At 71.2% G+C, this 14,323-nt stretch carries 12 protein-coding genes and 1 pseudogene; 5 read left to right on the top strand and 8 right to left on the bottom strand.

The window, feature by feature from the left end:
* Nucleotides 1-184, bottom strand: a pseudogene (locus tag ACWDX9_RS25200) (hypothetical protein); the annotation flags it as partial.
* Nucleotides 185-342: 158 nt separating this feature from the next.
* Between ACWDX9_RS25200 and dnaG the strand changes: the two are divergent.
* The 4 genes from dnaG (at nucleotide 343) to rpoD (ending at nucleotide 5,623) form a co-directional block, all read left to right on the top strand.
* Nucleotides 343-2,184 carry a DNA primase gene (gene dnaG / locus ACWDX9_RS25195; protein WP_363967279.1) on the top strand — a complete coding sequence of 614 codons (1,842 nt, stop codon included), beginning with the start codon at nucleotides 343-345 and terminating at the stop codon, nucleotides 2,182-2,184.
* Between the two features lie 131 nt (nucleotides 2,185-2,315).
* Nucleotides 2,316-3,302 (top strand): hypothetical protein, encoded by a 987-nt coding sequence (locus tag ACWDX9_RS25190; RefSeq protein WP_449957848.1) that lies wholly within the window; start codon nucleotides 2,316-2,318, stop codon nucleotides 3,300-3,302.
* Nucleotides 3,299-4,180: a hypothetical protein gene (locus tag ACWDX9_RS25185; RefSeq protein ID WP_449957846.1), complete on the top strand. Its 882-nt coding sequence runs from the start codon at nucleotides 3,299-3,301 to the stop codon at nucleotides 4,178-4,180. The genes ACWDX9_RS25190 and ACWDX9_RS25185 overlap by 4 nt, the downstream gene beginning before the upstream one ends.
* 306 nt (nucleotides 4,181-4,486) lie before the next feature.
* Nucleotides 4,487-5,623, top strand: coding sequence for an RNA polymerase sigma factor RpoD (rpoD, locus tag ACWDX9_RS25180; protein ID WP_449957844.1), 1,137 nt, complete (start codon nucleotides 4,487-4,489; stop codon nucleotides 5,621-5,623).
* Nucleotides 5,624-5,689: 66 nt separating this feature from the next.
* Here the strand turns inward: rpoD and ACWDX9_RS25175 are convergent, their stop codons facing one another.
* The 7 genes from ACWDX9_RS25175 to ACWDX9_RS25145 form a co-directional block, all read right to left on the bottom strand.
* Complete coding sequence (locus ACWDX9_RS25175) at nucleotides 5,690-6,496, bottom strand: transporter substrate-binding domain-containing protein (RefSeq protein ID WP_449957842.1); 807 nt, start codon at nucleotides 6,494-6,496, stop codon at nucleotides 5,690-5,692.
* Nucleotides 6,493-7,878 (bottom strand): hypothetical protein, encoded by a 1,386-nt coding sequence (locus ACWDX9_RS25170; protein WP_449957840.1) that lies wholly within the window; start codon nucleotides 7,876-7,878, stop codon nucleotides 6,493-6,495. The genes ACWDX9_RS25175 and ACWDX9_RS25170 overlap by 4 nt, the downstream gene beginning before the upstream one ends.
* Nucleotides 7,875-8,504 carry an FHA domain-containing protein gene (locus tag ACWDX9_RS25165; protein ID WP_449957838.1) on the bottom strand — a complete coding sequence of 210 codons (630 nt, stop codon included), beginning with the start codon at nucleotides 8,502-8,504 and terminating at the stop codon, nucleotides 7,875-7,877. Before ACWDX9_RS25165 ends, ACWDX9_RS25170 begins: the two co-directional genes overlap by 4 nt.
* Entirely contained in the window at nucleotides 8,504-9,790 is a 1,287-nt protein-coding gene (locus ACWDX9_RS25160; protein ID WP_449957836.1) for a vWA domain-containing protein, read from the bottom strand. The genes ACWDX9_RS25165 and ACWDX9_RS25160 overlap by 1 nt, the downstream gene beginning before the upstream one ends.
* Entirely contained in the window at nucleotides 9,783-10,604 is an 822-nt protein-coding gene (locus tag ACWDX9_RS25155; protein WP_449957834.1) for a protein phosphatase 2C domain-containing protein, read from the bottom strand. The genes ACWDX9_RS25160 and ACWDX9_RS25155 overlap by 8 nt, the downstream gene beginning before the upstream one ends.
* Nucleotides 10,605-10,681: 77 nt before the next feature.
* The gene (locus tag ACWDX9_RS25150; protein ID WP_449957832.1) at nucleotides 10,682-12,820 is read right to left on the bottom strand and encodes a tetratricopeptide repeat protein; all 2,139 of its coding nucleotides are present in this window, start codon (nucleotides 12,818-12,820) and stop codon (nucleotides 10,682-10,684) included.
* On the bottom strand, nucleotides 12,817-13,983 hold the full coding sequence (locus ACWDX9_RS25145; protein WP_449957830.1) for a hypothetical protein: 1,167 nt from the start codon (nucleotides 13,981-13,983) through the stop codon (nucleotides 12,817-12,819). The genes ACWDX9_RS25150 and ACWDX9_RS25145 overlap by 4 nt, the downstream gene beginning before the upstream one ends.
* A 178-nt stretch (nucleotides 13,984-14,161) precedes the next feature.
* Here ACWDX9_RS25145 and ACWDX9_RS25140 point away from each other — a divergent pair, with 178 nt between their 5' ends.
* Nucleotides 14,162-14,320 (top strand): hypothetical protein, encoded by a 159-nt coding sequence (locus ACWDX9_RS25140; RefSeq protein ID WP_449957828.1) that lies wholly within the window; start codon nucleotides 14,162-14,164, stop codon nucleotides 14,318-14,320.
* Nucleotides 14,321-14,323: the final 3 nt, after the last annotated feature.

Here is a 14,323-nt window from a genome sequence, read left to right as displayed (position 1 = left end):
GGAGCAGGCCGCCATGTGAACAATCGTCGCGGAGGGTGAAGAAAAAGCCATTAGGGTTGGCGGTCGAGGGCGAGGTCGCGTTGACCCCTGCCAGGCCGGTGGCCTGGGAGCAGGCGCCGGTCAGCAACAGGGCGGCCGTGACGGCCGCCCATCGTCCGAGATGCCCCGTACGCATGATCTCCACCCGTGTCACCGTTTCCACCGACAACCTTTACCTTTGTAGCCGACCGGGAGCTCCCGCAGAGCCGGTTTCCCTCTTTAGCAACCGACAGGTAATGCGCGCCTACCCGTACCGGGCCCGGAGGGGCGGAACCGTCGGTGGGGCGGAATAGACTCACCGGCGTGGCTGGCCGGATCCGTGATGTCGACATCGCGCTCGTACGTGAGCGTTCACCCATCGCCGACGTGATCGGCGAACACATCCAGTTGCGCAACGCAGGGGGCGGCAACCTCAAGGGCCTGTGCCCCTTCCACGACGAGAAGAGTCCGTCCTTCAACGTCACCCCCGAGCGCGGGATGTACTTCTGCTTCGGCTGCTCCGAGGGCGGCGACGTGATCACGTTCGTCGAGAAGATCGAGCATCTGTCGTTCGGCGAGGCGGTCGAGCGGCTGGCGCAGCGGGCCGGGATCACGCTGCAGTACGAGCAGGGCGGCTACGTCCCCAGGCGCGACCACGGCGAGCGGGCCCGGCTGATCGAGGCGCACAAGGCGGCGGCGGAGTTCTACGCGGACAAGCTGCTCGTGCCCGACGCGGCGCCCGGGCGGCGGTTCCTGTCGGAGCGGGGCTTCGAGCGGGCCGACGCCGAGCTGTTCGGGGTGGGCTACGCGCCGGCCGAATGGGAGGCGCTGACGCGGCATCTGCTGGGGCGCGGGTTCACCGCCGAGGAGATCGTCAAGGGCGGGCTGGCCAAGGAGGGCCGGCGGGGGCCCATCGACCGCTTCAGGGGACGCCTGATCTGGCCTATCAGGGACGCCACGGGCGATGTGATCGGATTCGGCGCGCGGAAGTTGCTCGATTCCGATGATGGTCCGAAATATCTGAATACGCCTGACTCTCCGCTTTACAAGAAGAGCCAGGTGCTTTATGGGATTGATCTCGCCAAACGGGAGATCTCCAAGCGCGCCCAAGCCGTGATCGTCGAAGGCTATACCGATGTGATGGCCTGCCATCTGGCCGGAGTGCCGACGGCGGTGGCCACCTGCGGCACGTCGTTCGGCGAGGAGCACATCAAGATCCTGCGCAGGTTCCTGCTCGACCAGGCCGAATTCCGGGGCGAGGTGATCTTCACCTTCGACGGCGACGCGGCCGGGCAGAAGGCGGCGCTGCGGGCGTTCGCCGACGAGCAGAAGTTCGTCACCCAGACCTACGTCGCGGTGCAGCCCGACGGGCTCGACCCGTGCGACCTGCGGGTCAAGCAGGGCGACGCGGCCGTGCGGGACCTCATCGCGAGCCGGGAGCCGCTCTTCCAGTTCGCGATCAGGAGCACGATCTCCCGCTACGACCTGCGCAGCAACGAAGGCAAGATCGCCGCGCTCGACGCCGCCGCGCCGATCGTGGCCGGGATCAAGGACGTCGGGCTGCGCAAGCGCTACGCCATCGACCTCGACCGGTGGCTGGGGTTCATGGACGAGCGGTTCGTGATGCAGCGCATCGCCGAGGTGGGCGGGGCGCAGCAGGGCCGCCCGCGGCGCGCGCCCCAGGCGGCGCCCGTCGATCCGAGCGTGCGGGTGGAGGGGGAGCTGCTCAAGCTCGCCGTGCAGCGCCCGGCGCTGCTCGGGCCCCGCTTCGACGCGCTCGACCCGCAGGCGTTCACGGCTCCCGACCATGTGACGCTGCACAAGGTCATCCTCGCCGCCGGCGGCGTGGCCGCCGGCTCCTACGGCGGGCGGGAGTGGGTCGACCGGCTGCTGGAGCACGCGCACGAGGAGGGGGCGCGGGGGCTGGTGACCCGCTTCGCGGTGGAGCCCATCCAGGCGGACGCGCACGCCGAGGAACGCTACGCCGGCGCCATGCTGGCGGCCATCGAGGCCATCGCGGTCGACCGGGCCATCGCGCAGGCGAAGTCGCGGATGCAGCGGCTCAATCCGGTGGAGGAGCAGCAGGAGTACAACAAGCTGTTCGGGGAGCTGGTGGCGCTGGAGCAACAGCGCCGCGTCCTCCGCGACCGCGCCGCCGGCAGCTGACCCCCGCCCCCGGCGGCCACGCCCCGCACGCCGCCCGGGGCCCCAACCCGCCGACCGCGTGCCCTGCGCCGCCTGCCCGGCGTGATGGGTTTGTGATCAACCTTTGCGGCGACAAAGCGGTCTAAACCGGCGTGAGAGTCAAGATCACGTCGGCCCTGGGGGCGCTGGCGGCCGTGGCGATGGTGGCGGGCGCGGCCGGCACGGCGGAGGCGGGTGCGGCCAAGAGCTCGCCGGTCCGGGCCGCTCATCTGCCCAACTGCGGCGCTGACTACTTCATCCCGTGCAAGAAGGCCCCCTGGTACCTCTACCTCCGCGACGGCCGCTGGGTGAAGTTCCCCGCCGCCGCCCGGTACGCCACCGAGGCCGACGGGACACGCGCCGACGAGGTGGAGGACGATCCGGCGCCGTTCGAGGTCAGCGGGGACGGTGGCACCATCGCCTACGTCAGGGCCCGCGACGGCCGGGTGGTCGTCGAGCGGTGGCCCGGCGGCAAGGCGACCGTGCTGCCCGCCTACGGCAAGGGCGTGGGCACCAAGTACGTCGATCTGTTCCTGTCGCCCGACGGCCGCCGCCTGCTGGTCGGCTTCGCGGAGGCGGCGAAGCCGCGCGCGCCGATGGTGGTCGACGTGGCGACCGGCCGGACGGTCAGGACGCTCCCGGCGACCGACGTGCCGAAGGGGTTCGGCGCCGACGGTGACGAGGTGCTCGCGACCAGGGCGAAGGACGACAACACGATCGAGGTGCTGGCGTACCCGATGGACGGCGAGCCGGTCGCCGACACGCCGCCCCAGGAGGTCGTGTCCAGGGACTCCGAGTTCGTGCTGGCTGCCGACGGCCACACGCTCCTGGTGCGGCCGCCCACGGCGGGCAAGCAGCCCGAGCGGGTGCGGACGTACGACCTGCCGGCCCGCGCCTGGGCGGGCAAGGGCAGACCGATCAAGGCGACGGGGGGCACCTCGAGCCTGGCCTGGGGGCCGGGCGGGCGGCTGGAGCTCCGCCGCGTCGTCGGCTCCGACGAGGAGTTGCGGCGGACCACCCGGGTCTACGCGCTCGACCCCGCGACGGGGGCCACCAAGCAGGTGGACAAGTACACGATCCATGCGGGGGTGCCGAAGTGAGAGTGAGCCACCTTGCCGTCGCGGCCGCCCTGCTGGCGCCGTTCGCGATCACGCCGGCCGCCGGGGCCGCGAGCGACCCGATCCGCTACGCGGCGCCGCTCAAGGGCAGGACGCTCCAGGTCGTGCTCCGCAGCGGCGCCACGCGCACGCTGAAGGCGCTGGGGGAGGGCGACCGGCCGGTCGCGGTGAGCGCCGACGGGGCGCGGATGGCCTACTTCAGGGCGGCGGACAGAGCCCTCGTCACCTACCCCTCCGGCAAGCGCGTGGGATCGATCAAGCAGCCCAGGAACGAGGCGGGCGTGGACGAGACGACGCTGATGCTGTCGCCGGACGGACGGCGGCTGGCCTATTTCGACAACGACGGCTCCCACCGGGGCCGCGTGTTCGACGCCGTCACCGGGAAGAGGATCGGCTCGCTGCCGGCCCCCCTCAACTGGAACCCGGCCGGGTTCAGCGGCGACGGCGGTGAGATGCTGCTGGTCCGGAGCGGCTCGACGACCGACCTGGCCGTCACGGACCTGCGCGGGCGCGTGCTCCGCCGCGACACGCCGCCCCAGATCGTGGGGTTCAACCTGCCCGCGTGGGACGGCGACGGCAAGGTCGCGGCGCTGGCCGCCGACGGGCGCAGGATCGCCGTGTACGTGCCGGGCCAGGCCCCGGGCCTGGTGGTGTACGACCTGGCGAGCAGGCAGGTGAGCGAGAAGATCGCCGTCCAGAAGCCCGCGGCCGCCACCTGGACGGGGGAGCGGGAGGTGACGCTCCGCGTGGACGGCGGCGGCCGGACACGGCTGGTCCGGATCGACGTGGACAGCGGCGCGAGCCAGGTCGCGGACGACTACCGAACCCCTGTGAAGCGGGCATACCACGCAGGCGGTTGATAACAGTTCGGCCGCGATGACAAGCCGGATACCAGAGCGGTTGGCCAGGGAACCTGGCGCGGTCCAATAAGTGGTGAAGAGGATGAGTGACGACTTCCAGGCAGCGAAAGAGTTGCGTCCGCCGGAGGGGGTCGCCGGGCGCCGGGAATCCAGACCGCGTAATTGACTTTACTTTCCTGATCAAACTCCGGCTAAACCTTTAAGTGATCTCAATTCGGTAAGGACGTTAGTCTTACCTTCGGTGACAAAAATGGGTCTGCCATTTGATGGAACCAATACTGCAGACTGTCTCCCGTGGGTGCATCGGTGCTGCCAAGCAGTCCGCCAACGATAGATCAGGTGGCGGACCTCGTCGCGAAGGGAAGAGAGCGCGGGAGCGTAACCGTCGATGACGTCGCAGCCGCGCTTGACCGATCCGAGTTGCCGTCCGACGCGCTGGAACGCGTCGTGCGCATGCTCGCCGAGAACGGCGTGGAGGTCCTCGAGCCCCAGGGCGACGAGGAGGCCACCCGCGCCGATGAGGAAGACGTTGGCAAGCGGGCGCCGACCAGCGATCTGGTCCGTATTTATCTACGGGAGATCGGCCGTGTGCCTTTGCTGACCGCAGAGGAGGAGGTGGAGCTCGCCAAGTCGATCGAAGCCGGTCTGTTCGCCGAGGACAAGCTGGGCAGCGGGGTCTCGCGCCTGGCCTTCCCGGAGTTCAGGGAGCTCGTCTGGCAGGGCACCCGGGCCAAGCAGCGGCTCATCGAGGCCAACCTCAGGCTCGTGGTGTCGATCGCCAAGCGGTACGTGGGCCGCGGCATGCTGTTCCTGGACCTGATCCAGGAGGGCAACCTCGGGCTCATCCGGGCGGTCGAGAAGTTCGACTACACGAAGGGCTACAAGTTCTCCACCTACGCCACCTGGTGGATCAGGCAGGCGATCACGAGGGCCATCGCCGACCAGGCGCGGACGATCCGCATTCCCGTGCACATGGTGGAGACCATCAACAAGCTCGTGCGCGTGCAGCGCCAGCTCCACCAGGACCTCGGCCGCGAGCCGATTCCCGAGGAGATCGCCAAGGAGATGGACCTCCCTGTCGATCGCGTGGTGGAGATCCAGCGCATCGCCCAGGAACCGGTGTCACTGCAGTCGCCGATCGGTGAGGAGGACTCCGACCTCGGCGACTTCATCGAGGACGCCGACGCTGTCGTGCCCATGGAGGCCGCGGCCTTCATCATGCTGCAGGACCAGCTCGACGACATCCTGGCCACGCTGTCCGACCGCGAGCAGCGCATCATCCAGCTCCGCTTCGGCCTCGCCGACGGTCATCCGCGCACGCTGGAGGAGGTGGGCAGGGAGTTCGGGGTCACGCGGGAGCGCATCCGGCAGATCGAGTCGAAGACCCTGGCCAAGCTCCGGCACCCGACGCGGGCGCAGATGCTGAGGGACTATCTGGACTGATCCGGAGGGATCCCAAGGGAACGGGCCCGGGCTTCGTCGCCCGGGCCCTTCCCATGTCCGCGGCCGTCAGGAGCAGCCCTCGAACTGCGGCACCGCGACCGTCGACAGGTCCAGCCCCGACTTGCCGAACCACCGGTTCAGCAGCCGAGCGGTCGTCCCGTCCTGGTACATGTCGGTGATCGCCCGGTTGACCGCCTCGCACCCGGCCACGTCGCTCCTGCGCATGCCCACCCCGGTGCGCTGCTCGTTGAACTGCGCGTTGGCCAGCTTCAGCCCCGTCCCGTCCTGGTTGGCCAGCCCCGCCAGGATGACGTCGTTGGTGGTGACCGCGTCGACCTGCTTGCTCTTCAGCGCCGTCAGGCACGCCTTGTAGTCGTCGAACGGCACCAGCTGCGCCGGCACCTCGCGCTCCTCCACGACCCGCTGGGCCGCGTTCGAGCCCTTGACCGCGCAGATCTTTCGGCCCTTGAGCTCGCGCACGTTCTTGATCGTCTCGTCGGGCCGCTGCAGGATGTCCTGGTAGGAGACGTGGTACGGCCCCGCGAACAGCACGTCCTTCTTGCGCTCCTGGTCGATCGTGAACGTGGCCAGCACCAGGTCGGCCCTGCCGTCCGTCAGCACCTTCGCCCGGTCGGCGGCCAGCACGGGGAGGTAGGAGGCCTGCTTGTGCAGCTTGCGCGCGATGTAGGCGGCCACGTCCACGTCGAAGCCCTCGAACCCGCCGTCCGGGCGGCGGAACCCGACCGACGGCAGGTCGGGCCGTACCGCGATGACGATCTTGTCCTTGTCCAGGACCGATTCCTGCCCGTCCGTCCCGCAGCCCGCGACGACCGTCGCGAACAGGGCCAGCACCGCTGCCAACGCCCGCTTCACCGGTACTCCTTGAGTCGTGGCCACACCCCTGCGATCACCAGCAGGCCGATCGCGCCGATCGCGAACGGCAGCAGCCGCCACAGGTTGTCCAGCGAGCCCTCGCCGGTCGCGATCGCCCGCGTGAACACGGCCTGGTGCCCGGCGGACAGCGACACCAGCGCGCGGTCATAGGCGTCGAACGCCTGGCTCACCGGCCCGAGCCGCTCGGCGACCGCCTCGTTGGTCCGGCCGCCCGCCACCAGCTCGCGGAACTTCCCGTCGGCGGCCTGGAAGCTCCGGTACGCCTCCATCGCCTGGTCGCCCTGCTTGCCGATGAGCTCGGGCCCCAGCAGGCCGAGGACGTCGTCGTCGCCCTTGGCGACCTGGTCGTGGTAGGTCCGCAGGTTGCCCGCCTTGAGGTAGACGACCGACATCGCCTTGTCCAGGAACGTGTGCTCGTAGGTGTCGGCCCACTCCTTGTCGAGCAGGTAGCGGCTCTGGTCGCCCTGCATGCTGTTGCTGATCGAGCGCGCCTTGGCCAGCGTCAGCACCGAGTCGAACCCGGCCGACTTCGCCGTGCGCAGCGCGTTCTCGTCCTGCGCGAGCACGGTCAGCCCGGAGACCAGCGCGATCGCGGTCGTCACGGTGGCGACCAGCAGCGCCGGGCCGAACACCCGGCGGAAGCGGCGCGCGAGGAAGACCTGCAGCCAGATCAGGCAGCCCAGCGCGAGCAGCCCGGCCACCACGACGGCGGCCCGCAGGAGGGGCACCATGACGGCCTTCTCGTCATAGGTGGCGCGCACGATCGTGCCGCTCTCCAAGGTCAGGTTGTACGCCTGGGGCAGCAGCTCGACCCGCATCAGCTTGGTGGCCTCGCGGTAGGTGAGCACCACGTCCTGGGGCGGCGGCCCCGGCGCGTGCTTGGACCGCTCGTCCAGCAGCAGCGCCTGGCCGGTCAGCCGTTCGTAGCGGCCCAGCCGGTCGAGCACCGCGTGAACCGTCGCCTGCTCCGCCTTGGTGTCGGCCAGCGACAGCGCCTGCATCAGCGCCTCGTTGGCCCTGGACCGCGCCGCCTCGTAGCGGTCGAGCGCCTGCGCGCGCTGCGGCGCGTACTGGTCGCCCATGACCAGCACGTTGGCCACCTGCGCGTCCATGTCGCTCAGCGCCAGGTAGAGATCGGCGGTGGCGACCACCTGCGGGCCCGCGTCGCGCCCGATGACCTGCAGGCCATCGCGGGCGGTCATGCTGCCGACCGCGAGCGCCCCGAAGAGCAGCGCCAGCGAGGCGACGGTGATGCCGGTGATGACCCGGATCCGGCCGGGCACGCTCCGGCGGGCGGGCGGCGGGCCGCCCGCCGCCGGCACCGCGGGGGCCTGGGGCGCCTGGGGCTGTGCGAGGGTCACGGCGTGCCCTCCCTGATGGTGATGACGGTCCACGCGCCCAGGTGGATCCGGTCGCCCGCGCCGACCCTGACCGGCACGTTGACCTTGACGGGCTTGCCGTTCACCTGGGTGCCGTTGGCGGAGCCCGGGTCGACCAGCATCCAGGAGCCGTCCGGCTGCGCCAGCAGCACGGCGTGCAGGTGGGAGACGCCGGGGTCCTCGGGCGGCCCGGTCAGGTCGATCTCGGGGGCCACGTTCCTGGCCCTGCTGCGCCGCCCGATGCGTACCTGCTCGCCCATCAGCGCGAACGAGCGCTCGGGGCAGTACGGCGGGAACGCCATCGCCGCCGCGTCGGGCCCGCCCTCGGCGACGACCTTCTCGTAGTACGTCCGGTCGGCCGCCGTGACGGCCTCGAACCGCACCCCGCTCACGGGGACCGCGACGGGCGCGCTGCCGCCGGTGAAGTCGTGCCCGCACACCTCGCAGAACTGCCCCGCGCGCGGCGTCTGGCAGACCGGGCACGCCTCCACCGACGGGCCCGGAGCCTGGGGCTGGGGCGCGGCCGCGGACGCGCCCCCCATCTGGGCGCCGCAGACGTCGCAGTAGTCGTCGGCGCCTGACGGGTGCCCCTGAGGACAGGTGGCCATCAGTTTCCTTCCTTGCGCAGCCGGCTGGTACGGACGGAGCCGGTGTCGAGCTCGAGCTCGTCGGCCTTGTCCACGTTCCTGCGCAGCCGGGCCGTGCCGGTGGCCGGATCGACCTCGACCACCTTCTCCAGCAGCCTGGCCGTGTCCTCGCGGCCCGACTGGGCGGCCAGCTGCTGGGCCTTGGCCAGGCGGGCGGTCGCGGTGTCGACGTCCCCCATGGCGCGGGCGCTGAGGCCGTCCTGGATGAGCTCGTGCAGCTCGGCCTGGCCGGTGTAGTGGGCGACCTTGCCGTTGATCCGGGTGGACTGCGCCAGGTCGTCGGTCCACTGGGCGAGCACGTTCCCGCTGGCCAGGACCTCCTGGGTGTCGGGGCGTACGAGCTTGACCCAGCCGGCCCTGATCTCGTGCCCGATCTGCCCCGGCGGCACCTCCACGCAGATGTGGTACTCGCGCTCCTCCGTGCCCCAGGAGCCGGTCGGGTAGTCGCCGGTCAGCGGGTTCACGTCGGTGCGCTTGCCGGTCAGGTCGAGCAGCGTGGGGGAGACCTGCTTGACGAACTTCAGCGTCGCGGTCTGCGGCACCCACACCCGCAGCGACAGCTCGGCCACGGTCTTGCTCATCGACGTCTGCGTCAGCCTGCGGAAGAACTCCGACAGATCCCCTTGGTTGCGTACGTAGTCGAACGAGCCGAGCATGGCCTCCGCGACCTTCCGCAGCTCGGCGGGCACCCAGTCCTCGCCGATCCCCAGGGAGTCGCACACGAACTTGCCGCTCCAGCCCGCCAGCACCGAGGCGAACACCTCGGGCCGCTCGTTGTTCTGGCCGTCGGTCATCAGCAGCGCGTGCCGGATCGCCGACGGGCGCGACGAGAGGAGATGCCCGGCCAGCTTCAGCCATTCGCCCATGGCGGTGCCGCCGTGCGCGCTCAACCGGCTGATCGCCCGCTCGGCCTCGGCCCTGGTGGCCGGGCTCGACCTGACCAGGTTGGCGTTGCCGCCGGGGTAGACGACCTTGGCCCGCTCGGTGCCGGCGACCACCGCGAAATACACCCCGTCGCGCAGGGTGTGCACGGCGGTCGTGGCCGCCTGCCTGGCCTCGCGGATCTTGCTGCCGCTCATCGAGCCGGACGTGTCGATGATGATCACTTCGGCGGCCTCGGTGGCGACGGACTGCGTGGTGACGCCGCCGGTGGAGCCGACCGTGAGGATGGCGTGCACGTCGCGGCCGTCGGTGGAGAGGTACTTGTTCTGGTCGATCGTCAAGGTGAAGGTCGGCTGCTCACCCATGCGTCACTCCTAGGGGGATCAAGGCGATGGTCACGTTGTCCTGGCCGCCGGAGTCGAGCGCGTGGCGCAGCATCTCGCGGGCCATGTCGATGGGGGTTCCGGAGCTGGGGAAGGCGTAGCCGTCCAGATAGCGCCACAGGCCGTCGCTGCAGACGAGCAGCAGGCCGGGCTCCTCCGGGGTGAGGGTGCGTACGTGGAGCGGGACGTCGACGGCGTCGGCGCCCAGCCAGCCGGTGATCTCGCCGGTCTCGATCGCGTCGTCCACGGTCAGCATGACGCCGGGCCGGCCTGCCGGACCCGGCAGCCAGTAGGCCCTCGTGTCGCCGGCCCAGCCGAGCGTGATCCGGCCCCGCTCGACCACGGCGGCGATGTACGTGCAGGCGGGGGCGTCGTCCACGGACGTGGCGAGCTTGGTCACCGCGCGCCCGGCCAGCTCGAACGCCTCCTCCTGCCCCAGCCCCCTGGCCAGCGCGGCCGAGGCGGTCTCGACGGCCACCGCGGACGCCTCGTCGGCCCTGGGCGAGCTGCCCACGCCGTCGCAGACCACGGTCACGATCGCGTCACCGGACGTCAGCAGCGCCACCGCGTCCTCGTTGCGGCTGCGGCGCAGGCCCTTGTCGGTCACGGCCGCCGCGCCGCCGTCGATCACGCTCTCCGCGTGGTCCCTGTCGGTGGGCTGGCGCAGGCCGCACCGCTCGCAGTAGCCCTCGGCGTCCACGGCCGCCGCGCCGCACGACGCGCAGGTCGGCGCGCCCAGGGTGTGCCCGCACGCCTCGCAGTAGGTGTCACCCGCGAGCACGGGCGCCTCACACACGGGACAACTCATGGCGTCCTTTTGCGGAGCTGCGCTCGGGGCGTTCTGATGGATGTCCTCGCTTCGCTGCGGATCCATCAGAACCAGCTCCTCGGGCGCACCGCGTTCGCCTGGTCGATGAGGGCGTGGCGCTCCTGGCGGGACTCGGCCGCGACGGCCAGCTTGCGGAAGATCGACTCCAGCCGCCTGCGCAGCCCCTGCTCGGTGAACGGCGCCTCGGCCAGTTGCGCGCCCTTCGGCGGCGAGCCGCTCTCGAGCCAGGTCAGCGCCGAGGTGAGCAGCTCGGCGGTGAGCACGTCGCGGCGGCGCGGGTCGAGGTCGGCCTGTTTGGCCAGCCGGTCGGCCGAGCCCACCAGGTCGTCCGTGGTGAGCCTGCTCAGGTCGGCCCCCCGTACGACGGAGACCGCCAGCGCCACCTGCGCCCGCGCCCGGTGGACCGAATGGGTGGGCACCTCGTCGAGCACGCTCATCCGGCCCGACCTGGCCAGCCCGAACACCGCGCTCACGTACGAGTGGTCGGTCCGCCACACGGCCTCGTACCAGCCGGCGGCGGGCTTGCCCGCGCACTCCAGCGCGAACGCCAGCGCCAGCTTCGGCGCCAGCTCGCCGGGCAGCGCCGACAGGCACGCGTCGAACATGGCGGCGGCCTCCTCCGGCCGCCCCGTGGTCAGGCACAGAACCCCGCGGTACCAGGTCACCCGCCAGTCGCGGGGCAGCTCGATGTCCAGCTCGTTCAGCGCGACGGGGGCCTCGGCCGAGGCCCACTCGGCCAGCAGCCTGGCCCGCATCAGCTTCGTCTCGGGCGTCTTCGGCAGCGCCCCGAGCTGGTCCATCAGCTCCTTGCCGTCGCTGCCCAGCAGCCCGGCCAGCGCGCCCGCCGCCGCGTCGGCGGGGTCGACCAGCGGCACCGGCAGCGCCTGCGCGACGGCCACCGGATCGAGCGGCCCGAACACCACGTCGCTCTCCTCCGCCAGCGCCGTGCCCACGGCGCCGCGCTCGGGCCCGAACATCGGCGAGGGCGCCGGGTACGGGACCTTGTCCTCGATGGCGCTGACCTCCCGCAGCACCCCGACGAGCTGCTCCTCCATCTCCTCCGCGCTCTGGAACCTGTCGGCGGGATTGACGGCGGTGGCCTTGCGCAGCAGCCGGGTGAACGACGGGTGCCCGCAGTCCTCGGGCAGCGGGGTGGCCACGCCGTTCGCGTACGGGGAGAAGCCCGGGATCGCCAGCACCGCCAGCGTCCTGGCCACGGTGTAGAGGTCGGCGGTGGCGGCGGCGGCGTGGGTCTCCACCTCGGGGCCGTGGTAGCCGGGCGTGGCCCAGCCCGAGCCCGGCGGCGCGCCGATGGGCAGCACCGCGCCCAGGTCGATGAGCTTGAGCCGCTTGCCGACCCTGATCACGTTCGCCGGCTTGAGGTCGCAGTAGACCATGCCGTGCTCGTGCAGGTAGGCGAACGCCTGCAGGATCTCCCGGCCGTACATGAGGGCCTCGCGCAGCGGCACCGGGCCCTGGCGGCGCAGCTCGTGCAGCGACTGGCCGCCCACGTACTCCATGACGATGTAGCCGAAGCCGCCGGAGCGCTGGAAGTTGAGGATCTTGACGATGTTGGGGTGGTCGACCGTGGTGAGGAACTTCCGCTCGGCCTCCGCCGCCGCCAGCGCCTCGGCGTCGTTGGTGTTGAGCAGGCCCTTGAGCACGACCCACATGCCGTCGAGGTTCTCGTCGGAGGCCAGGTAGATCCAGCCGAGCCCGCCGTGCGCCAGGCAGCCCAGCACGCGGTACTGGTCCGCCACCAGGTCGGCCTTGTCCAGCTTGGGGGTGAAAGAGAACTGCGTACGGCAGTGCGGGCAGAACCCGTCCGTCAGCCCCGGCCGCCCCTCCCTGGAGCGCCCGACCTCCTGGCCGCACGCCGGGTTGGCGCAGAACCTCTTGTTCTCGGGCACCACGGGGTCGGCCATCACGGCGGTGGCCGGGTCGCGGTAGGGCACCGACGGAAGGTCGGCGATGGTGGCCAGCACGCCGGGCCGCGACCTGCCGCTGCTCACCGGAGAGGTGACGGACCGGCTCACCGGCTGTGTCTGCAGGGGGACCGAAACGGGCGCGGAAACGGGCACAGAAGCGGGCGGCGGCGCCGGCGTGCTCGCCGAGTGGCCGCACAGGTCGCAGTAGCCGTCCTCGATCGTGCCCGTGCAGCCCGGCTGCGCGCAGCGGGTCATGGCTTACCTCCGTGGATCGCGCGCTGGTACGTCTCGACGGCCGCCGCCGCCCTCGTCAGGTCGCAGGGCGCGGACCACAGCAGCACGCGCGCCCGTTCGAACAGCTCGGAGGCCGCCGGGTCCTCCGCCAGGCCCTTGCGCACCGCCATCACCTGGCAGGCGCCGAGCCGCCCGCGCAGCTCGTCACGCCTGCTGACCAGGCCGTAGAGCGCCTTGGCCGTGGTCTGCGACTGCTCGGCGGCCTTGCGGGCCTCCTCCTCCAGCGCCGCCAGCCGCTTGGCCCGCAGCACCCAGGTGTCGGCCGAGGCGTCGAGCGCGTCCAGCTCGGCGGCCAGGGACTCGGCCCGGCCGCGCGGCTGGGCCTGCGGCGGCAGGGCGATCTTCACGACCACCGCGCCGTGGGCCAGCCTGGCCTCGCTCTCGGCCCCCCGTACCCGGTCGAGCGCGGCCACGAGGTCCTCCCGCCGCCTGGCGAACTCGTCCTTGACGGTGAGCGCCAGCTCCAGCTCCGCGCGGGAGCCGGCCAGCAGCCGGGTCAGCCGGTCGAGGTCCGGCTCCGCGGACGGGCCCAGCGGGTCTTCGAGCACCGAGCCGCGCAGCCCCTTCAGCTCGGCCTCCTGCGCGGTCAGGTCGGCGCCCTCGCCTAACCGGCGTTCGAGGTCGCGGATGTGGCGCAGCTCGCCGTCGGCGCCGTCGAGGCGGGGCAGCACGGCGTTCCACACCGCGTCGATGTCGTTGAGCGCGGAGGTGACCTCGCGGAAGGCGGCGTCCATCCGGGTCAGGGTCTGGTCGAGGGTCAGCCGCTCGTCCTTCTGGGGGAGCAGCGAGCGCTGCTCGACGGGCTTGGCGGTGGCCCGCAGCACCACGGACGGGCCCGCCAGCAGCTCCGTCAGCCGGCTCAGCTGTTCGGGGGTCAGCCTGGCGCGCGTGGCCCTGATCTGCTCCGCGTCGCGCAGCACCCCCCGGTACGCGTCGTTCAGAGACCACAGCGTGGCCAGCGACTCCTGCGCCGCGGCCCATCTCCGCTGTGTCTCCCCGCGTAAGGAGGCTCCCTTGATCAGCTGATAGGTGGTGTGGGATTCGAGATCGAGCAGGTCGCCGGAGACGCGGTCGCGTTCGTCGGCTCGAGCGCGCAGTGCGTGCTCGACGCCCTCCCTGCTCATAGGTGGTCCCAGGCTCATCACGCTCCCCGTGAAGCAGGCCTCCCCCGAACCCTTGCTCCTACCGGCACAACGGGGGGATCGGCCGGTTGGTTCCAAGAGTAGGGGTGACCCTGACTTGTCCCTGATTCAACCCTGCATCGCCTGCAATTCGCTTAAAGGATCTTTTACCGTTGCAGGCATGGGACGAATTCTGCTGATCATCGCGGCCGTCGTGGCCGCACTCGTACTTCTCGGGCCCCTTGTGGGCTTCGCGCTCACGCTGCTCAAGTGGGGACTGATCATCTGCGCCGTGGCGTTCGGCGCCATGCTCCTGTCGAAGTGGGTCAAGAGGACATAGCGT

Source organism: Nonomuraea sp. NPDC003201, from assembly GCF_053590415.1.
This window is presented reverse-complemented; position numbering and strand designations above follow the sequence as displayed.

What these genes read in the sequence shown, in the direction of transcription:
- ACWDX9_RS25140 (WP_449957828.1), top strand. Translation starts at nt 14,162, where the DNA reads ATGGGACGAATTCTGCTGATCATCGCGGCCGTCGTGGCCGCACTCGTA.
- ACWDX9_RS25150 (WP_449957832.1), bottom strand. Translation starts at nt 12,820, where the DNA reads ATGACCCGCTGCGCGCAGCCGGGCTGCACGGGCACGATCGAGGACGGC.
- ACWDX9_RS25165 (WP_449957838.1), bottom strand. Translation starts at nt 8,504, where the DNA reads ATGGCCACCTGTCCTCAGGGGCACCCGTCAGGCGCCGACGACTACTGC.
- ACWDX9_RS25160 (WP_449957836.1), bottom strand. Translation starts at nt 9,790, where the DNA reads ATGGGTGAGCAGCCGACCTTCACCTTGACGATCGACCAGAACAAGTAC.
- ACWDX9_RS25145 (WP_449957830.1), bottom strand. Translation starts at nt 13,983, where the DNA reads ATGAGCAGGGAGGGCGTCGAGCACGCACTGCGCGCTCGAGCCGACGAA.